This window comes from Rhodanobacter sp. C05 (assembly GCF_002001165.1).
GTDB lineage: Bacteria > Pseudomonadota > Gammaproteobacteria > Xanthomonadales > Rhodanobacteraceae > Rhodanobacter.
Genome location: NZ_MUNQ01000005.1, coordinates 238,731 through 259,211 on the forward strand (window position 1 = coordinate 238,731; position 20,481 = coordinate 259,211).

Annotated in this window: 16 protein-coding genes and 1 riboswitch; of the genes, 9 read left to right on the forward strand and 7 right to left on the reverse strand. The window is 63.4% G+C overall.

Annotation, left to right across the window (positions count from 1 at the left end):
* Positions 1 to 30 precede the first annotated feature (30 nt).
* The 3 genes from B0E51_RS01055 to B0E51_RS01065 form a co-directional block, all read right to left on the reverse strand.
* A complete protein-coding gene (locus tag B0E51_RS01055; protein WP_077442973.1) occupies positions 31 to 1,848 on the reverse strand; it encodes a sodium:proton antiporter in 1,818 nt (605 codons plus the stop codon).
* Between the two features lie 82 nt (positions 1,849 to 1,930).
* Positions 1,931 to 3,430 carry a YifB family Mg chelatase-like AAA ATPase gene (locus B0E51_RS01060; protein ID WP_077442974.1) on the reverse strand — a complete coding sequence of 500 codons (1,500 nt, stop codon included), beginning with the start codon at positions 3,428 to 3,430 and terminating at the stop codon, positions 1,931 to 1,933.
* A 147-nt stretch (positions 3,431 to 3,577) separates the two neighbouring features.
* Positions 3,578 to 3,835 (reverse strand): accessory factor UbiK family protein, encoded by a 258-nt coding sequence (locus B0E51_RS01065; RefSeq protein WP_077442975.1) that lies wholly within the window; start codon positions 3,833 to 3,835, stop codon positions 3,578 to 3,580.
* 183 nt (positions 3,836 to 4,018) lie between these two features.
* On the opposite strand from B0E51_RS01065, the gene glnK reads away from it, so the two are divergent.
* Positions 4,019 to 4,357, forward strand: a complete 339-nt coding sequence (gene glnK / locus B0E51_RS01070) for a P-II family nitrogen regulator (protein WP_077440644.1) — start codon at positions 4,019 to 4,021, stop codon at positions 4,355 to 4,357.
* A 160-nt stretch (positions 4,358 to 4,517) separates the two neighbouring features.
* A riboswitch (cobalamin riboswitch) is annotated at positions 4,518 to 4,733 on the forward strand.
* Positions 4,734 to 4,886: 153 nt separating this feature from the next.
* Complete coding sequence (locus tag B0E51_RS01075) at positions 4,887 to 7,370, forward strand: ribonucleoside-diphosphate reductase subunit alpha (protein ID WP_077442976.1); 2,484 nt, start codon at positions 4,887 to 4,889, stop codon at positions 7,368 to 7,370.
* 109 nt (positions 7,371 to 7,479) lie between these two features.
* On the opposite strand, the gene B0E51_RS01080 is transcribed toward B0E51_RS01075, so the two are convergent.
* A complete protein-coding gene (locus B0E51_RS01080; protein ID WP_077442977.1) occupies positions 7,480 to 7,776 on the reverse strand; it encodes a GIY-YIG nuclease family protein in 297 nt (98 codons plus the stop codon).
* A gap of 200 nt (positions 7,777 to 7,976) precedes the next feature.
* On the opposite strand from B0E51_RS01080, the gene B0E51_RS01085 reads away from it, so the two are divergent.
* The 5 genes from B0E51_RS01085 to B0E51_RS01105 all read left to right on the forward strand — a co-directional run bounded on the left by B0E51_RS01085 (position 7,977) and on the right by B0E51_RS01105 (position 14,129).
* Complete coding sequence (locus B0E51_RS01085; RefSeq protein WP_077442978.1) at positions 7,977 to 9,002, forward strand: ribonucleotide-diphosphate reductase subunit beta; 1,026 nt, start codon at positions 7,977 to 7,979, stop codon at positions 9,000 to 9,002.
* Between the two features lie 127 nt (positions 9,003 to 9,129).
* Positions 9,130 to 9,516, forward strand: a complete 387-nt coding sequence (locus B0E51_RS01090; RefSeq protein ID WP_077442979.1) for a BlaI/MecI/CopY family transcriptional regulator — start codon at positions 9,130 to 9,132, stop codon at positions 9,514 to 9,516.
* Between the two features lies 1 nt (position 9,517).
* Positions 9,518 to 11,446: a M56 family metallopeptidase gene (locus B0E51_RS01095; protein ID WP_077442980.1), complete on the forward strand. Its 1,929-nt coding sequence runs from the start codon at positions 9,518 to 9,520 to the stop codon at positions 11,444 to 11,446.
* 154 nt (positions 11,447 to 11,600) lie between these two features.
* Entirely contained in the window at positions 11,601 to 12,905 is a 1,305-nt protein-coding gene (locus tag B0E51_RS01100) for an ABC transporter permease (RefSeq protein ID WP_077442981.1), read from the forward strand.
* 9 nt (positions 12,906 to 12,914) lie between these two features.
* The gene (locus B0E51_RS01105; protein ID WP_077442982.1) at positions 12,915 to 14,129 is read left to right on the forward strand and encodes an FtsX-like permease family protein; all 1,215 of its coding nucleotides are present in this window, start codon (positions 12,915 to 12,917) and stop codon (positions 14,127 to 14,129) included.
* Between the two features lie 83 nt (positions 14,130 to 14,212).
* Here the strand turns inward: B0E51_RS01105 and B0E51_RS01110 are convergent, their stop codons facing one another.
* Complete coding sequence (locus B0E51_RS01110; RefSeq protein WP_077442983.1) at positions 14,213 to 16,543, reverse strand: S9 family peptidase; 2,331 nt, start codon at positions 16,541 to 16,543, stop codon at positions 14,213 to 14,215.
* Between the two features lie 213 nt (positions 16,544 to 16,756).
* Between B0E51_RS01110 and B0E51_RS01115 the strand changes: the two genes are divergently transcribed.
* Together B0E51_RS01115 and B0E51_RS01120 are read left to right on the forward strand one after the other, a co-directional pair.
* Positions 16,757 to 17,158 carry an acyl-CoA thioesterase gene (locus B0E51_RS01115; RefSeq protein ID WP_077442984.1) on the forward strand — a complete coding sequence of 134 codons (402 nt, stop codon included), beginning with the start codon at positions 16,757 to 16,759 and terminating at the stop codon, positions 17,156 to 17,158.
* 75 nt (positions 17,159 to 17,233) lie between these two features.
* Positions 17,234 to 17,980 (forward strand): glutathione S-transferase family protein, encoded by a 747-nt coding sequence (locus B0E51_RS01120; protein WP_077442985.1) that lies wholly within the window; start codon positions 17,234 to 17,236, stop codon positions 17,978 to 17,980.
* 111 nt (positions 17,981 to 18,091) lie between these two features.
* Here B0E51_RS01120 and B0E51_RS01125 read toward each other — a convergent pair whose 3' ends face one another.
* Together B0E51_RS01125 and B0E51_RS01130 are read right to left on the reverse strand one after the other, a co-directional pair.
* Positions 18,092 to 19,075 (reverse strand): glycosyltransferase family 9 protein, encoded by a 984-nt coding sequence (locus B0E51_RS01125; protein ID WP_168172537.1) that lies wholly within the window; start codon positions 19,073 to 19,075, stop codon positions 18,092 to 18,094.
* Between the two features lie 485 nt (positions 19,076 to 19,560).
* The gene (locus B0E51_RS01130; protein WP_077443271.1) at positions 19,561 to 20,460 is read right to left on the reverse strand and encodes a LysR family transcriptional regulator; all 900 of its coding nucleotides are present in this window, start codon (positions 20,458 to 20,460) and stop codon (positions 19,561 to 19,563) included.
* Positions 20,461 to 20,481 lie beyond the last annotated feature (21 nt).

A 20,481-nucleotide genomic window follows, 5' to 3' on the forward strand; every position in this document is an offset into this window, starting at 1 on the left:
AAGCGCTGCCCTGCACACAGGGCAGCGCGTTCACACGGAAGTGGGCGTCTTGGCGCCCGCTTCCTGCGGGGCTGGCGGCACCAACGCGATCACCAGCCAGCCCGGTCGCGGTTCCAGTCCACGCTTGGTCGATGCCACCCGCAAAGCACCTTTTTCCTCCACACCGAACATCAGCACGGCATTCAAGCCGTATTGCTCGATGAAATGCGACCAGTCGAACGTGTTGCTCAATCGGGTCGACTTGATCCGCCAGCCCTGTCCGAGCATCTCGGCAAAACGGCCATGGGTCATCTCGTCATCGAACAGCGGCGGCGCCAACAGGCTGCCCGACAAGGCCGCGCGATCGGTATTCTCCTGCGGCGTCAGGTTACGCAATCGGTAGATCTTGTCACGGCCGAACTCCTGCCGGTAATGCACGCAGGCCAGTGAATTGCGCTCCCGATGGGTAGATACCGCCAGCAAGCGACCGATGCCGGTGAGATCCAGATGACGCTCGGCATGCGGCGACGCCGGATTGCCGTAGAACGTGGGCAAGCCGTCCATGCGCGCCTGACGGATGCCTTCCCAGTCATCGTCGGCCAGCATCACGCGAAATCCGGCTTCGTCCAACGCCTTGCCGATTGCACGGGCTACCTCGTCGGAGCCGAAAATCAACAGGCCGCGCGGCTCCGGCTCCGCCACCTTCAGCCAGATCGCCAACGGTCGTGCAGTCGCACTCTGCAACACCACCGTGCCGATGATCAGGATGAATACCAGCGGCACGAGCGCCTCAGCCCCGGTCACGCCCAGCGCGTCCAGCCGCAGGGCAAACAGCGCCGATACCGATGCAGCCACGATGCCACGTGGCGCCACCCAGCCGATCAGGGCGCGCTCGCGCCAGGTCAGCGCACTGCCCAGACTCGACAGCAGCACCGTCAACGGCCGCACCACCAACTGCGCGATCAGGAACAGCGCGATGCCCGCACCCAGCATGCCGTCGGGCAGCGGCCAGTGCAGCCGTGCAGCCAGCAGGATGAACAGTACCGACACCAGCACCGTGGTCAGGCTTTCCTTGAAGTCGAGGATGTCGTCGATGTGCACGCCGCGCATGTTGCCCAGCGCGATGCCCATGATGGTCACCGCCAGCAATCCCGATTCATGCGTTATCACGTTGGAGACACTGAAGGCGAACAGCACCGCCGCCAGCACCGCGTAGTTCTGCAGGTATTCGGGAATCATCTGTCGGCGCAGCAGGGATCCTGTCAGCCATGCGCTTAGTGCGCCGGTCACTGCGCCACAGCCGATCGTGGCGACGAAGATGCCGATGGTGTGACCTTCCTGCCGCGACACGATCGCCTCGAAGATCAACACGGCGAACAGCGCGCCCAGCGGATCGATCACGATGCCTTCCCAGCGCAACGTGTTGGCGATACGCGCGTTCGGCCGCAGCGTCCGCAGCATCGGTGCAATCACCGTCGGCCCGGTCACGCAGGCCAGTGCACCGAACAGCAAGGCGATCGACCAGCTCAGCCCAGCCACGATGTGCGCCGCCAGCGCCAGCAACAGCAACGCGGTCACCGCACCGTAACTGACCAGGCCACGCACCACGTGACCGATACCCGGCAACTCGTGGAAGCGCAAAGTGAGACTGCCTTCGAACAGGATCAATGCCACCGCCAGCGACACGATCGGGAACAGCAGATCGCCCAGCAATTTGTCTGGGTCGAGCAAGCCGCTGACCGGTCCGAGCAAAATTCCGGCCAGCAACAAGAACAGGATTGCCGGCAACTTCACCCGCCACGCCAGCCACTGCGACAGGAAGCCGATCATCAGCATGCCAGCGAGCATCAGGCCGAGTTCGATAGTCATCGCTGTCCCTGGGCCAAGGTCGGAGCGCTATCGGAGCACGCGCCATGTACACGCGTCCAGCCGACACGCCACGGAGCCTGACTCAGAATCGCCGGTACTGCAGTGCTTCGGCCAGATGCTCACGCTCGAGCAAGGCCGCACCACCATCAAGGTCGGCAATCGTGCGGGCAACCCGAAGCACCCGATGATAGGCACGCGCGGACAGACCCAGCCGTTCCAGCGCGGCTTCGAACCAGTGCCGTTCGGCCGGGCCCAGTGCGCAGTCGCGTTCCAGCTCGCGCGTGCTGATTTCCGCGTTTGGCCGTCCGGCCCGCATCAGCGACTGCCGCCGTGCCTTGAGTACCCGCGCGCGCACCGTGGCGGAATCCTCATCACGCTTGCTGCGCGGCGAGCCGAGGTCGGCCAGTGGCACCTGCGGCACTTCCACGCAGAGATCGATACGATCAAGCAGCGGCCCCGAGATGCGCGAGCGATAGCGCTGGATCTGGTCCGGTGTGCAATGGCAACGCTGGCGCGGATCGCCGACGTAGCCGCATGGGCACGGATTCATCGCCGCCACCAGCTGGAACTGGGCCGGAAATGTCGACTGCCGTGCAGCTCGCGAGATCACGATATGACCGGACTCCATCGGCTCGCGCAGCACTTCCAGCACGTGCCGGCTGAACTCCGGCAACTCGTCCAGGAACAGCACTCCGTTGTGCGCCAGCGAAATCTCGCCTGGCCGCGGATACGAACCACCGCCCACCAGCGCCACTGCCGACGCGGTGTGATGCGGCGCGCGGAACGGGCGCCGACGCCATTGCGCCAGATCGGCGTTCTGCCCGGCCACCGAAAGCACCGCGCAGGTTTCCAGCGCCTCCGACTCCGACAACGGCGGCAGGATGCCAGGCAGGCGCTCAGCGAGCATGGTCTTGCCAGTGCCGGGTGGCCCCATCAGCAGCAGGTGATGGCCGCCGACGGCGGTGATTTCCAGTGCACGTCGCGCCTGCAACTGACCGCGCACGTCGCTCAGATCCGGTCCACTGTCGGCACCACCATCGCTGGGAATGCCGATCGGCGCGGACAACTCCTGCGCGCCACGCAGCCAACCACATACCTCGGCCAGCGTGTCGGCCACCCGTACATCCACATCCGGCACCAAGGCGGCCTCGGCGGCGTTCTCGCGCGGCACCACCATCCTGCGCCCACGTGCCCGCGCGCGCAGCAGTGCCGGCAGCACGCCGGAGACGCTGCGCAGCGAGCCGGTCAGCGCCAGTTCGCCGAGGAATTCGCAATCGTCCAGTTTTTCGCGCGGCACCTGACCGCTGGCCGCGAGGATGCCCAGCGCAATCGACAGGTCGAAGCGACCTCCATCCTTGGGCAGTTCGGCCGGCGCCAGGTTCACGGTGACCCGGCGATTGGGGTATTCGAACGCGGTGTTCTGGATCGCCACGCGCACGCGATCACGCGCTTCGCGTACCGCAGCCTCGGGCAAGCCGACAATATTGGTGGCGGGCAGGCCACCGGAGAGATGCACCTCGACCATCACCTGCGGTGCGGCGATGCCTTCCTGTGCGCGGCTGAGGGTGACGGCAAGGCTCATGCGGCCGAGGGTCGCTGCTGCACGGAAGGGTCGCTGCCATGCAGGGACATCGGGCGACTCCATCCGCATTTGAATAAATAACCGCCCCCGATCACTCTCGGGGTGAGGGTGACGGATCGGGGGCGGCTCCCGGGAGGTTGGTTGTTGCTAGCCCCCGCGGGCAGCCACGGCAGCCTCGAGTTCGGCCACGCGTCGCTCCAATTCGTCGACCTTGGCGCGCGTACGCGCCAGCACTTGCGTCTGGACTTCGAATTCCTCGCGGGTGACCAGGTCGAGGCGGCGCAATCCTTGCGCCAGAACATCCTGGAAGTTGGCTCGCAAATCCTGTTGCGCCTGTGCCAGTCCTGGCGGTACCAACGACACAAGTCGCAGGGCAATCTGGTCGATATCCTGCCTATCCATCATGGATAGCGCCTCGAACTCGTCGGAATGAAGTCTAGGTGAATGGAATTTGGGTACACCATCGGTATGCTCCATCAATAAACGTAAGGATTGTCCTACACGAGCCTCCCTCAGGCGACAACACACCAAGAGGCAGGCAGAATGCGGGTTTATCGTGTCGATATCCGTCGATTCAAGGAATAACCCATGAAGCTAGTCGTGGCGATCATCAAGCCATTCAAGCTGGACGATGTGCGCGAGGCGCTGGCTGAGGTCGGCGTGCAGGGTGTGACGGTGACCGAGGTGAAGGGCTTCGGCCGCCAGAAAGGCCATACCGAGCTGTATCGCGGCGCCGAATACGTGGTCGACTTCCTGCCCAAGATCAAGCTGGAAGTGGCGATCGCCGACGACCAGCTCGATCGCGTGCTGGAAGCGATCCAGCACTCCGCCCGCACCGGCAAGATCGGCGACGGCAAGATCTTCGTCAGCACGCTGGAACAGGTGATCCGAATCCGCACCGGCGAACTGGATCACGACGCGCTCTGATCCCTGTCGACGCACCCTGACCGCGCCGGAGTGTTCCAGCCCCACAGCAACCCCGGGCACGAAAAAGGTAAGCCCGTGGCAACCCGCGCTGCACCTTGCCGCACGCGGGTTATCCCCCGACTTGTGCACAACTTGTTGGGTTGACCCTGCTTGGCGCACCCGATATGTTGTGTCCGTCGGTGCCCGTCCAGACGCGATCGTCGGTCGGGCTTAAAAGGGAATCCGGTGTAAATCCGGAACTGCCCCGCAGCGGTAAAGCGGAAACGAACGTCACCACATGCACTGGTCGTCCACGACTGGGAAGCGGGGACAAGTAGGCGGATCGCAAGATCCATGTCCGCAAGTCCGAAGACCTGCCGGCACATCGGGACGAACGTGTCCCGGTGCGTAGTGACGGCTTCCGCGGGGAGGCACGTCGCAGTGCAGTAGGCCGCATGGCGCCTGCATTGTGACCCGTTCCCGGAATCCATCGCTTCAGGCCCTGCGCGCGGGAGCAGGTGTTTGATGTCCATGCCGGGAGCCCACAGCCATGCAACCTCAGAATACCGCTACCCGCGAGCGCACCACCGCGCGCGTCGATTCACCCGCTGATGCCGCCACCGAGGCGGCGTCACCCGACGACTCATTCACCTTGACCCCGCCGCACAACCCCGGCCAGATGCGTGTGACCAAGCGCAACGGCGGCCAGGAAACCGTCGACGTCAACAAGATCGTGCGCGCGGTGACCCGCAGCAGCGAAGGCCTGCATGGCGTCGACCCGCTGCGCGTGGCGCTGAAGACCATCGGCGGCCTGTACGACGGCGCCACCACCCAGGAGCTGGACCAGCTTTCCATCCGCACCGCCGCGGCACTGACGGCTGAAGAGCCAGAGTACGGCCAGCTTGCCGCACGCCTGCTCGGTGCCTACATCGACAAGGAAGTGAGCGGCCAGGAAATCCAGAGTTTCTCGCAGTCGATCGCGCGCGGCGCGGAACTGGGCATCCTCAACGCGCGCCTGCGCGACTTCGTCGCCATCAACGCACGCAAGTTGAACGACGCAATCGATCCGCTGGCCACACGCCGCTTCGAATACTTCGGCCTGCGCACGGTGTACGACCGCTACCTGCTGCGCCATCCGCAGCTGCGTTTCGTGATCGAGACGCCGCAGCATTTCTTCATGCGCATCGCCTGCGCGCTCGGTGGCAACGAGATCGGCGAAACGCTGGAACTCTATCGGCTGCTGTCCTCGCTGGAATACATCGCCAGCTCGCCCACTCTGTTCAACGCCGGCACCGCACACGAACAGCTGAGCTCGTGCTACCTGCTCGACTCGCCGCTCGACTCGCTGGAGTCGATCTACGACAAGTACGCCGACGTCGCCAAGCTCAGCAAGTTCGCCGGCGGCATCGGCCTGGCTTATTCGCGGGTACGTTCGCGCGGCTCGCTGATCAAGGGCACCAACGGGCATTCCAATGGCCTGCTGCCATGGCTGAAGACGCTGGATGCCTCGGTCGCCGCGGTGAACCAGGGCGGCAAGCGCAAGGGCGCGGCCTGCGTGTACCTGGAATCGTGGCACGCCGACATCGAGGATTTTCTCGCGCTGCGCGACAACACCGGCGACGACGCGCGCCGCGCGCACAACCTCAACATCGCGAACTGGATCCCCGACGAATTCATGCGCCGCGTCGAAAGCGATGGCGACTGGTCGCTGTTCGATCCGAAGGTGATGCCGCATCTGGTCGACAGCTGGGGCGAAACCTTCGATCGCGCCTATCGCGAAGCCGAGGCGAATGGCCTCGCCGTGAAGACGGTGAAGGCACGCGAGTTGTATGCCCGCATGATGCGCACGCTGGCGCAGACCGGCAACGGCTGGATGACGTTCAAGGATCGCTGCAACGCCACCAGCAACCAGACCGCCCATCCCGACAATGTGATCCACCTGTCCAACCTGTGCACCGAGATCCTCGAAGTGAGCTCGGCCAGCGAGACGGCCGTGTGCAATCTGGGCTCGGTGAACCTGGCGCGGCACGTGGTCCGCGCCGCTGATGAAAGCTACGCGTTCGATTTCGAGCAGCTCGCCTCGACCGTGCGTACCGCCGTGCGCCAGCTCAACCGGGTGATCGACCTCAACTTCTATCCGATCGACACCGCGCGCACCGCCAACATGAAGTGGCGTCCGGTCGGTCTCGGCGTGATGGGCCTGCAGGACGTGTTCTTCAAACTTCGCCTGCCGTTCGATTCAACCGAAGCGCTGGCACTGTCCACCCGCATCGCCGAGGAGATCTATTTCCACGCGCTGTCGATGTCGACCGAACTGGCCGCAGTCGAAGGCACACACCCGGGCTTCGCCGAGAGCCGCGCCGCGAACGGTGAATTGCAGTTCGACTACTGGCCGAATGCCACGCCACAAGACCGCGCGCGCTGGGAAGCGCTGCGCGAACGCATCAAGCAGCACGGCCTGCGCAACTCGCTGCTGATCGCGATCGCGCCGACCGCCACGATCGCCTCGATCGCCGGCTGCTACGAGTGCATCGAGCCGCAGGTCAGCAACCTGTTCAAGCGCGAGACGCTGTCGGGCGATTTCCTGCAGGTCAATCGTTACCTTGCCGACGAACTGAAGACACTCGGCCTGTGGACCTCTGAAATCCGCGACGCGATCAAGCTGGCGGAAGGCTCGATCCAGGGTATAGCGGCGATTCCGGAACGCCTGCGTGCGATCTATCGCACGGTGTGGGAGCTGCCGCAGAAGGCACTGATCGAACTCGGTGCCGCGCGTGGCGCCTATATCGATCAGAGCCAGTCGCTGAACCTGTTCATGGAAAACCCGAACATCGGCCAGCTCAGCTCGATGTACATGTACGCATGGAAGGCCGGCATCAAGACCACCTACTACCTGCGCTCGCGCCCGGCCACCAGGATCACCAAGACCACCGTGTCGACGGACAAGACCGTGCTGGTCGTGGATCAGGTGCAGGCCAATGCCGCGGTGTTCTGCTCGCTGGAAAATCCCGAGTACTGCGAGGCTTGTCAGTAGCGCCATGCTCGTCATCCCAGCGAAAGCTGGGATCCAGCGTCTTTCGCTCAAACAAAGCATGGGCGCTGGATTCCAGCTTTCGCTGGAATGACGGTGAGGGAGTGGGAATTCAGTCGCAAACCTCCGCATACAAATCCCGCCAATACGGATTGGACTTCTCGATGAGCTCGATCTTCCATGCACGCTTCCATGCCTTGATCGCCTTCTCGCGGGTGATCGCGGAATCCATCGTCTCGTGCAACTCGAACCAGACAAGGTTGTGTACGTGATGACGTTGGGTGAAGCCATCGACCACATTGTTCCGGTGCTGCCAGATACGTGCCGGCAGACTGGAAGTTACGCCGACATACAGTGTGCCGTTGCGACCACTGGCGAGAAGGTAAACGCAAGGTGAGCGCGCTCGCATTAGGCAAATCCATTCCCGCAGCTCAAGTGTCTGGAAACCTATCAATGAAACACCCGTCATCCCAGCGAAAGCTGGGATCCAGAGCCTTTGGCCTACATGGCAGCGCGATGAAAACTGAAGTCACTGGGCCCCAGCTTTCGCTGGGATGACGAGCCAAAGCACCCGCGCCTCACTGGCTGCGAACCACACAAGGAAAACCCATGTCCGCCCAACCCATCCGCAACGCCCACATCCTCGACCCGGGATTCGAGCTCACCCTGCGCCCGATGCGCTACCCCGGCTTCTACGAGATGTACCGCAACGCGATCAAGAACACCTGGACGGTCGAGGAAGTGGATTTCTCGATGGACACGGCGGACCTCTCGTCGAAGATGTCCGCCGCCGATCGCCACCTGATCCATCGCCTGGTGGCGTTCTTCGCCACAGGCGACACCATCGTGTCGAACAACCTGGTGCTGAATCTGTATCAGCACATCAATTCGCCCGAAGCGCGTATGTACCTATCGCGCCAGCTGTACGAGGAAGCGCTGCACGTGCAGTTCTATCTCACCCTGCTCGACACCTACATTCCTGATCCGGCCGAACGCAACATGGCGTTCGCGGCGATCGAGAACATCCCCTCGATCCGCGCCAAGGGCGAGTTCTGCTTCAAGTGGATCGACTCGGTGCAGGACCTGCGTCGGCTGGAGACGCGCGAGCAGAGGCGGCAGTTCCTGCTCAACCTGATCTGCTTCGCCGCCTGCATCGAAGGCCTGTTCTTCTACGCCGCGTTCGCCTATGTCTACTACCTGCGCTCGCGCGGTCTGCTGCACGGCCTCGCCGCGGGCACCAACTGGGTGTTCCGCGACGAGAGCGGCCACATGGCGTTCGCGTTCGATGTCGTGCGCACGGTGCGCGAGCAGGAACCCGAGCTGTTCGACGACGCCATGCGCGCGCAGGTCGAGCAGATGATGGAAGACGCGATCGCCTGCGAGACCCTGTTCGCCGAGGACGTGCTCTCCGGCGGCGTGGTCGGTCTGTCGGTGAAGGACATGCGCCAGTACCTCGAATACTGCGCCGACCAGCGCCTGGCCCAGCTGGACATGCCGAAGAAGTATGGCGCGAAGAACCCGTTCGACTTCATGGACCTGCAGGACGTGCAGGAAGTGACCAATTTCTTCGAGCGCCGGGTGTCGGCGTATCAGGTTGGCGTGCAGGGTGAAGTGGCGTTCGATATGGCGTTCTGACACGCCCTTTTCGTTGATCGGCCCCGTTGTGTCGCGCAGCGAGCGTTGGGGTATCGTCCGGCCTATTGACTACACGTGTAGGCATGGCGTAGCGTAACTACATCTGTAGTCACGCGAACCATCAGCCATGCGCAAATCCACCATCGGCGACCAGGAACTGGCGCTACTGCATCACATCGACGAATGCGGTCACGCCTCGGTCGGTGAAGTGGCCGTCGGCTACGGCGAGCCGCGCGGACTGGCGCGCTCCACCGTGCTGACCATGATGGAACGCTTGCGCGGCAAGGGCTATCTCAAGCGCCGGCAGGTCAAGGGCATGTATCGCTACAGCACCGCCACCGGACCCGGCGAGGCAATGCGCAGCGCCGTCGGCAGCTTTGTCGAGAAGACACTGAGCGGCTCGGTCTCGCCGTTCGTGGCGTGGATGTCCGAGCACGCCGAGGTCTCCGACACCGAACTGGCGCAGCTGGAAGCGCTGGTCACGCAGCTGCAGTCCAAGCGCAAGGAGTCGTGAGATGAACGCGATTCACACCCTGACCGATACCTTGCTCATCCGCCTCGCCTGGACATCCGCACAGGCGATATTGCTGATTGGCGCGCTATGGCTGCTGGGTCGCTGGATGCCGCGATTGTCACCGGCGATCCGCTGCATGCTGTGGTGGATACTCAGCGTGCAGTTGATCGTCGGCCTGGTCGCCGGCACGCCGATAGAACTTCGGTTGCTGTCGCCGGCATCGCCCCCCGCATCCATCGCAGCAACGGCCAGCCCGCAGGTCACCGCGATCGCGCCATCGGACGAATCCGCCACACCCTCGGAGATCGCCGCGCCGTCCTTGCCCATCGCTTCGACGATGACGACCGCGCAGACCACAGCGCCTGCGTCGATGCCGACGCGACCGTTCCCCTGGCCTTCGTTCGTGGTGAGCTTGTGGCTCGCCGGCCTGCTTGCGCAGCTGCTGCTGGTCGCGCGGCAATGGCGGAAAACGCACCAGGCGCTACGCGAATCCACGCCACTGCACGATGCAACGCTGCAGGCAGCATGCTCGCAGCAGGCCCGCACGCTCGGCTTGCGCCACTGTCCTCAATTGCGCATGTCACATGCGATTACGTCGCCCCAGGTAACCGGTCTGTGGCACCCCTGCATCCTGCTGCCAGCCAACGAGGTACTGACGCCGGAAGAATCATCGATGGCGCTCGCCCACGAACTGGCCCATCTGCGTCGCGGCGACCTCTGGCTCGGTTGGGCACCGGCGATTGCGCAACGGCTGTTCTTTTTCCATCCACTGGTGGCGTGGGCGATGCGCGAGTACGCACTTCATCGCGAAGCCGCCTGTGATGCGCAGGTGCTGCAGCAGCATAGTGCGGCGCCGCAGGACTACGGGCGCCTGCTGTTGCGCCTCGGCGTGGCCCATCCCATGCACTCCGGTCTCGCCGGTGCATCTCCAACATTCCAGAACCTGAAGAGGCGACTGATCATGCTGCAGCAAAACACCAACGCCATGTCGCGTACGCGCGGCTGGGTACTCGTCGCACTCGTCGCATTTGCCGGCGTGCTTCCTTATCGCGTCACCGCAGGCAGCACGGATCAGGCACAGGCAAGTCCGGACACGGCTGTGACAGCAGCTCCTGCTGCTCACCCTGCTCCGGCTCCTGCAGCACTCCCCGCCATGCCATCGTTACCGGGCACCTTGCCGACTCCTCTGGCTCCGCCACCACCACCGCTTCCGCCGCTTCCGCCTATGGCGCCACCCGCACCACCACCTCCTCCCGTTCCACCGAGCTTCGGCGACTTCTCGGCCCGGCACATCGACATCGACACCCGCGCCAACGCCAGCGATGGCTTTGCACTGTTTGATGGCGACACCATCACGATCAACGGTTCGGATACCGACCTCGCCGCGGTCAAGGATCTGCACCAGGCGAACAAGGGCCCCATGTTGTGGTTCCGCCACGGCAGCGCTGCCTACATCATTCGCGACAAGGCATTCCTCGAACACGCCAGGAACATTTATGCACCGTTGACCGAACTGGCCCGCCAACAAGGTCAGCTTGCAGGCGAACAGGGCCGGCTTGCCGGCCAGCAGGCCGGCCTGGCCGCGCGTGATGCCGGCTTCGCCCAGGAGCAGGCCGAGCTTGCACAGCAACAGGCGCAATTCTCGGCACAAGAGGCAGTGCAAACGACCGACGACAAGCGAGCGCTCGACGCGCAACGGCGAGCACTCGAGGCAGAGCAGGCACGGCTCGAGCAACGCCACGCGGCATTGCGGGGTGAACTCGATGCCAGTCAACGCACCCTGGAATCGCAGCAGGCAGGGCTTGAAAAGCAGCAGCACGCGCTGGAGCAACGCCAGCAACAAGCCTCTCATGATGCCGAGCAGGCGATGAACAAGCTGCTGAACGAAGCACTGGCGAAAGGTCTGGCCGAGAACGTCAGCCGGCGCTGAGTAACACCGCAGCGGCCGGATTGCCGTTACCCGTGCGTTGCCGGCGCGTGCGGCCACCCATGTCGCCGGCAGTCAGTTCGAAGACTGAATGAGCCGCCTGCTTCGGCAGGTGGTGCCGGGAAAGTGCGTCCGCAGATGGCCAGGAGATTCCACGATGTTCGGCTACTACCTCGCTCTTGCGCTGCGCAGCCTGAAACGCAGCAAGGTACTCACCGCGTTGATGATCCTGGCGATCGGCCTCGGGATCGGCGCCAGCATGACCATGATCACCGTACTGCACGTGATGTCGGGCGATCCATTGCCCGGACGTAGCGCGCAGTTGTTTGTGCCGCGGCTCGACGCCCTCCCGCTGGAACGCAGCAAGACCTCCAAGGACAGTGCTCCCAACGGCAACCTGACCTGGCCGGATGCAATGAACCTGTTGCGCGCCCACCAGGCAGACCGGCAGGCCGCGATGGTGGCGGGCTCGGCACCGATCCGCCCCGCGCAGGGCTCGCTGCGACCGTTCTTCCAGCCCGGACATTACGTCACCGCGGATTTCTTCCCGATGTTCGGTGCGCCGTTCCGCGCCGGCAGCGGCTGGACCGCGCAGGACGATGAGCAGCGCGCGCGGGTGGTCGTGCTCAACGCCGAACTCAATCGCAAGCTGTTCGGCGACACGCCGGGCATCGGCCGTACGGTACGACTGAAGAACACCGACTTCAGGGTGATCGGCGTCCTGGACGACTGGTATCCGCAGCCGACCTTCTATGCCCAGGTCAACGATCGCTCCTTCGGCAAGACCGACCAGTTTTTCCTGCCACTGCAGACGGCGCTGGACCTGAAATTCGATTTCAGCGGCAATTTCATGTGCTGGGGCAACGGCAGCAGCGGCCGCACCAGTGATCACTGCACATGGTTGCAGTTCTGGGTGCAGCTGGACAATCCAGCCAAGGCGCAGAGCTATCGTCAGTTCCTCGGCGACTACTGGCGCGAGCAGCAAACGCATGGTCGCTTTCCTCGACCCGCGGATGCCCAGCTCTACGGCCTGATGGACTGGCTCACCCGACAGCAGGTGATCCCCTCCGACCTGCGTCTGCAGTTGTGGCTGGCACTGGGCTTCCTCGGCGTCTGCATGGTCAATATCGTCGGCCTTCTGCTGGCCAAATTCCTGCGCCGCAGTGGCGAGGTCAGCGTTCGCCGGGCACTCGGTGCGCAGCGGCGCGACATCTTCCTGCAGTTCGGCATCGAATCAGCCGTGATCGGTCTGGCCGGTGGCGTGTTGGGTCTGGCCATCGCCGAGCTCGGCCTGTGGAGCGTGCGCCAGCGGCCGGATGGCTATGCGCAACTGGCGCAGATGGATGCGGCCATGTTGCTGGGCACGTTTGCACTGGCGGTATGCGCCAGCGTGCTGGCTGGACTGTTACCGGCCTGGCGCGCCTGCCACATCGCGCCGGCCCTGCAGCTCAAGACCCAATGAGGTGATCCCATGTCACTGCGACCATTGATCTCCAGCCTCACCCGTCACAAGCTCACCGTGTTGTTGCTGGTGCTGCAGGTCAGCCTGACCTGCGCGATCGTCTGCAACGTGGTGTTCATGATCGCCAACCGCACTGCGCAAATGCGCCAGTCCAGCGGACTGGTCGAAGACGAGCTTGTAACGATCGAAAGCATCGGCCTGGACGAAAACGAAAACTCGCTGGCCCGGCACGCGGCGGACCTGGCGGCGTTGCGCAACATCCCCGGCGTGACCGCCGTGGCAGCCATCGATGCGCTGCCATTCAATGGCAACGACTGGAGCAATGGCATCGCCACCGCACCGAACGTCGATACCGATCTCACCGCCACGGCCTACGATGGCACTCCCGGCGAACTCGCGACACTGGGCTTGCATTTGGTCGAAGGGCGCGATTTCCTGCCCGACGAATACCTGCCGATGGACAGCGCACACGACTGGGCCGGTATCAACCGTGTGCCGGTCACCATCATTACCCGCGCGCTGGCCGAGCGGCTGTTTCCCCGCCAGAGCGCGCTGGGCAAGGAAATCTATCCCGGCGACAACCCGGTGCGCATCGTCGGCGTGGTCGATCATCTGCTGCGGCCACATCTGCGCGAAGCCGCCAGCAACGATTACAGCACGCTGTTTCCAATGCTGCCGGACAGCAACGACGTCACCTACGTGCTGCGCACGGCACCGCAGGAACGCGAGCGTGTGCTGAAGCAGATGGCCGATGCGCTGAACCGGCTCGATGGCAACCGCGTCCTGCGGCAGGCGCAGACGTTCAGCCAATTGCGCGCCGACTTCTTCCGTCGCAATCGCACCATGATCGGCCTGTTGCTGGCAGCGGCGGCCGGACTGCTGTTCGTCACCGCGCTGGGCATCGCTGGCCTGGCCAGCTTCTGGGTACAGCAGCGGCGGCGATCGATCGGCATCCGGCGCGCCCTGGGCGCCACGCGGAATGACGTCCTGCACTACTTCCAGACCGAGAATTTCCTGATCGTCAGCGGCGGCATCGTGCTGGGCATGCTGCTGGCCTATGCGCTCAACATGGTGTTGATGACGCATTATGAACTGCCGCAGCTGCCGTTCCTTTATCTGCCCATCGGCGCCGTACTGTTGTGGTTGCTCGGCCAAGGCGCGGTGCTCGGCCCGGCGCTGCGCGCTGCAGCGGTGCCGCCAGTGATGGCCACACGGGCGGACTGACCGGCATGGCGTGATCAACCTGGTGAAGCATCAACGGATGCCGCTCAAGCATCCCGCTGATGCCACTGGCCTCACTGGCGACCTCACATCCAGGGCCACGCCTTCAACTCGTACTCTTTCGGTGGCGTATCGCCGGCGAGGTTGCGCACGAAGTAGTCCCAGCGCCGGCGCGTGGCGTACGGCGTGGCGGCGGCGTAACCGTGATGGGCGTTCGGGATCAGCAACAGATCGAAGTCCCTGTTCGCCTTGATCAGCGCGTCGACGACCAGCAGCGTGTTGCTGGTCGGCACGTTGTCGTCCATCGTGCCGTGTACCAGCATCAGATGCCCCTTGAGGTTCTTCGCCAGATTCTGGTTGGCCTGGTCGTCGTAATTTGTACTGCCGTCCTTGTTCGTCACCAGCAGGCCCTGCCACTTCTCGGCCCAGTCATCCTCGTAATTGCGGTTGTCGTGGTTGCCGCTTTCGGCCCAGCCCACCTTGAAGAAATCCGGGTAGCGGAACATCGCGTCCGCGGTGGCATTGCCGCCGCCGGAGTGGCCCCAGATGCCGACGCGATCCAGATCGATCCACGCGTGCTGCTTGCCCAGCTCCTTGAGACCGGCGACCTGATCCGGCAACGTGTTGTCGCCCATGTTGGCGTAATACGCATCATGGAAGGCCTTCGAGCGCCACGGCGTACCCATGCCGTCGATGGCGACCACGATGAAGCCGAGTTCGGCCAGCGACTGGTTGTCGCCGTTGGCAGCCAGGAAACCGAAACTGCGCACCGAACCGGTCTGCGGGCCGGGATAGATGTAGTCGATGACCGGATATTTTTTGTGCGGATCGAAGTGGGTCGGCTTGAACATCACGCCATAAAGATCGGTCTTGCCGTCTCGCGCCTTTACCGAAAACACCTGCGGTGGCACCCAGCCGGCGGCACGCAGGCGCGCAATGTCGGCCTTGGCCACATTGGCCACCGTCTTGCCATCGTCACTGCTGCGCAGGACGGTCACCGGCGGAGTGTCGGTGGTGGAATACGCATCGACGAAATACTTGCCGTCCGGCGACAACATCACCGTGTGATCGGCGTCTTCCGGGGTAAGCAGGGTTGGCTGGCCACCGTCGAAACCCACCTTGTAGAACTGTCGGTAATAAGGATTCTCGCCACGTTCGCGACCGACGCCGCGGAACCACAGCGCGCGGCTCTTGTCGTCCACACGCAGCACCTGGGTGACGTTGCCTTCGCCGGTGGTGATCGCATGCTTGAGCTTGCCGCTGGCGAGATCGTACAGATACAGATTGCCCCAGTTGTTGCGTTCGCTGAACCAGATCACCTCGTTCGACTGTGGCAGATAGGTCCAGTTGACCTTGTCGTTGCCGCTTTCGTAATAGGTCGGCAAGGTTTCGTTGAGCACGTCATGCACCTTGCCGCTGCCTGCATCGGCCACACGCAAGGTGGCACTCTTGTGGTCGCGCGAAGTGGACACGAAGGCCAGCGTCTTGCCGTCCGGTGCCCACTGCACGTCGTCCCAGCCACCGTCCGGTCCGCAGCTGACGTCGTCGCACAGGGTGGAGCGGTGCTGGTCCGGCGGCATCTGCAGGCGCACGACCTTGTGCGTGGGCACGTCGATGATGACGCGCTCGATCATCGTCACGTCCTTGTCGCCGACCAGCGGGTATTTCCACGCCTCCAGCTTGGGATGCCCGACATTGGTACTGATCATGTACATGTCACCGGTCTTGCGCTGGTCCTGCTGGAACGTGGCGATATGCGTCGAATCCGGCGACCACACCAGGATCGCGTTGTCAGTGTGCTTCCAGCCGGCGTTGTCGGTGGCGTAGCCGAAGTTCTCCACGCCGTCACTGGTGAGCTGGGTCTCCTTGCCCGTCGCCACGTCGCGCAGCCACAGGTTCCAGTGGCGGATGAAGGCCGCGGATTTCCTGTCCGGCGACAGCACGATCGGTTCGTTGTTCGCAGCCTGCACGCTCTTGTCGTCCACGCATGCAGCCGCTTTCATGTCACACAGATACGGCTTGTCGCGAACCGTGATCCCGAGACGGCCATCCGGCTTCACGCTGTAGCCGGTGACCGGCAACTTGTTCGCATCGACCGGCTTGCCGGTGAGCTTGCCCAGCGCGCTGGCCAATGTGGTCTGATCGAACAGCGGTGCGGCGCGACCACTGGCAGCATCCATCAGCATGAAATGATCGCCGTGGCTGTCATGGTCGCGGTACCAGAAGTGGGCGTTATCCAGCCAATCGACCTTCTGCACCGCATGATCGACCAGTGGGGCAACGTTGTAGCCCATGAAGCGCTCGGCCTGCGCATAGTCGCTTGCCCCCAGTGTGCTGCCCTGCGCCATGACTCCGGCTGACAACAGTCCCAGCAACAGTGTGCCGTACAGGCACGACTTGCCGATCATTGAATTCATTGCAGATCCCGCCTGTGTTGTTGGTCGCCATGCCGGCAGGCGCCGGGATGATGGCGTCGATGGTACCGAATCGCCGATGCTAACCCCGCAAATCGCCTGCAACCTCTGCCAGAGGTCCCGATCCGGCGCATGGCCATGCGGCCTGCGGCACAATGGTCGGCCGAATCGTCTGCATGTACAGGCGATGACATCTCCTCACATGGAAGCGCCCCGATGACCGCGTTGCCCGAAGCCCGCCTGCTGGAAATGGTTTTCCCCGATCACGCCAACCACCTCGGCACCCTGTTCGGCGGCCAGGCGCTGGCGTGGATGGACAAGGCCGCCTTCATCGTCGCCTCGCGTCATGCGCGACGCAGCGTGGTCACCGCGCGCTCGGAGGAAGTGAACTTCCGCGTACCGGTGCGCACCGGCCAGCTGGTGGAGTTGGTCGCCCGCGTGGTTGCGGTCGGCCGCAGCTCGATGCAGATCGAGGTGGAGATGACCGCCGAGGACCCGCTCACCGGCGACCGCCGCGTCTGCACCACCGGCCGCTTCGTGATGATCGCGCTGGATTCCAACGGTTCACCGACCGCCGTGCCGGCACTCCCTGTCGCCAGTCTGAACGCAGGATCTTGAGCGCATGCTTTCCGCTTGACGCATGCTTGGAACGTCGCACACGCTGACCACCTTCGTACCGTGCGGAATGCTGCGATGTCTCGTCTGAAGATCATCGGCAATTACCTTTCGCCCTACGTGCGCAAGGTTCTGGTATGCCTGGAACTGAAAGGCATCGACTACGAGATCGATCCGATCGCGCCCTTCGTCGGCGACGACCATTTCACACGATTGAGTCCGCTGCGGCGCATTCCAGTACTGATCGACGACGGCTTCGTGCTGAACGACTCGTCGGTGATCTGCCAGTACCTGGAGGACAGTTACCCCGCGCCTGCGCTGTATCCACGTGACATCAACGATCGCGCACTGGCGCGCTGGCTGGAGGAATACGCCGACACCCGGCTGGCCGACGGGCTGATCTGGCGGCTGTTCTATCAACTGGCGATCCAGCGCCACATCTTCGGCGAAGCCACCGACGAAGCGGTGGTGAAGCAGGCGCGCGAAGTGGAGATTCCCGCCGCACTCGATTATCTGGAAAACCAGATGCCGGATGATGGCTTCCTGTTCCGCACGCTCTCGATCGCGGACATCAGCATCGCCAGCTTCTTCCGCACCGCTTCGTTCGTGCGTTACACGATCGACGCCACGCGCTGGCCACGTACAGCTGCCCTGGTCGAGCTGGTTCAGTCGCAACCGGTGTTCCAGAAGCTTGCACGTTACGAGGACTGCATGCTGCGTCTTCCGCTGGCCGAGCAACGCGCCGCCCTGAACACCATCGGTGCTCCGCTGAGCGTCGATACCTACGGCACCAGCACGCCGCGCCATGGCGTGTCGCGCGGATGAGGCACCTCTCCAGCTTTCAGCAGAGGCAGACCTGCATGCGATCTGCGTCTCCCGTGGAACTGACAGCCACTCGTCCAGCTACGCTGCTGGCATCAGCATGACGGCTACCCGTCAACCCGGAATCTGATCGGGCGCAGCCTGGATCTGACTCAGTACCTGCGCTACGTTTTCAGCAATAGCTGCGCACGGATCCATCAACTGCGAGCAGGCTGCCACCACGCTTCTCGCCACGTCGCTGGCGGTGCTGCCGTTGGTGACCAACAGACGATTGCCGAGACCATAAGGGCCATAGACGTTGGCGTCGGTGACCGAGAACATGCCTACGGTCGGAACGTGCGAAGCCACCGCAAGGTGCATGACACCGCAATCGGCACTGATCATCAGATCGAGACCAGCCATGATGGCGCCCATGCGCCGGATCTTGCTTGAGTAATAGCCCGGCCAGCGTGAATCGAGCATCGACCGGCCATTCGCAGGAATGATCTCGACAATGCCCCCTTGCGGGCATGTTTCCTTCAGTGCGTTGATGAATTCGCTCCACCACAGGCCCGGGTAGCGTTTCGCGCCCGTTGCGTTGGCGAAGATGCCGATCGCCACCTTCGCCGCAGACTGCCCCGAGGTGTCGAGAAGCTCGCGCACGATGGATCGACCCTGCGCGCGTTCCGCATCACTCAGGCGTATGTCGAGCGGCGGGAAATCCCTCAAAACGCCATCCTCGGACGGTCCATGCCCCCGAATCAGGCTCACCGGGCGCTTTGCCATGTGTCGTGGCGCCAACGATTCCGGCACGCCGTGGGTCAGGCCACGAAGGCTGGGTGCGTCGTGGAAGCCAAGCTTGTGCCGCCCCCTGAATATTCTCGTCAGGACGCGACTGAAATTCGATCCGACACAAGGGTCGATGACCAGGTCGTAGTGGTTCTTCCGCACTCTCGATATCAACGAGAGAAATGCGATGGGATGCTTGAAGCCCCGCGTCGGAAGACAGTAGATGTTCTTGACGCTGAAGAACGTGGCGAACACGTCGGCGGCCGCCGGGCCTTCCGCAACGATATCGATCTCCGCCCCTTTGTAGAGCCGCTCAAGCTCGGCGATCAATGGCGTCATCAGAAGAATATTGCCGAGGCGATGATTTGGCCGGCATACCAGGATGCGGTAGATCCCGTCCCTCGGCAGGAGACCCCGAGGGGGGGCAGAGCAAGCTGTGTTCAAGATTCACCGTGAAGATGGGCGACGGCCTTGTCGGGGGCATGCCAATTTGGCGGATGTTCCGGACATCGACCGCAGCCGCACCAACGAACCCTTGGACCGATGGATTCGCGTGCCAGCGTGACCATTTGTTCACACTATGCTTAGGCTGCACTTAGACACCCGTTAGATCTTTGTAATAGTGCAGCGCAGGACGAACGCACGGCGCAGCTAGCGAGCCACCGTATCCGAATGGCTCAAGTGGCAGCTTTGGCTGATGACCTTGACGATTCCGCCCTACCCCCAGCATAGCTGCTATCGATACGCATCCCGGGATCCATATCGTTTGACCATGCAGCAAGGTCCATCAACGTCACCGCCATACACAGCAAGCCTCAGCGCTGATGGGCGGTCAGCTCGACCAGCCAGTCGACAAATACGCGCAGCCGTGCCGGCATCTGCCGCTGCGGCGGATAGAGCACGGTCATCGGCAATGATGGCGGCGGTGTTGCCGCGAGCAGCTCGCACATCGTGCCGTTCGCCAGCTCCTGTTCGATCCGATAGCGCGAGAACTGCGCGATGCCGAGACCAGCCTTGCAGCAGCCGAGATAGGCGTCCGCACCGCTGACGGTGATTTTTCCGGGCAGGCTCACTTCGCGACGCTTGCGACCGACCATGAACTCCAGTGGTTCCGCACGACGCGTCGTCGGCGAGGCCCAGTTCACTGCGTAGTGACCGTCATGCAAGGCCGCCAGCGATTCCGGGCGTCCATGCCGGCGTACGTAATCGGCACTGGCCGTGGTGACCTGCGCCAGCAGGGCAACGCGTCGACCGATCATGCCGGTATCGCCCAGTTCACCGACCCGCACCGCGCAGTCGACGCCTTCGCGCACCAGATCGACGTAGCGGTCACCGGTACCGATATCCAGTTCGATCTGCGGAAAGCGCGCGCAGAATGCGGGGAGTGCCGGAATCACCAACAACCTGGCCAGCGCGGCGGACAGGTCGATGCGCAAACGTCCTTTCGGCTGCACCGCGGCCTCACGGAAATCGGCCTCGACCTCGTCCATGTCAGCCAGCAGACGCACGCAGTGGCCGTAATACACCTCGCCGTCGCGGGTGGTGCGCACGCGGCGGGTGGTTCGTTGCAACAGTTGCGCACCGAGCCTGGTTTCCAGCCGCTTGATCGCATGGGTAACGGTCGCGCGCGGCAGGTTCAGGTCGTCCGCGGCGGCCGTGAAGCTGCCCAGTTCGACAATCCGCGTATACAGCCGCATGGCTTCGAGACGATCCATGATGATTGTTGTCGTCAATGG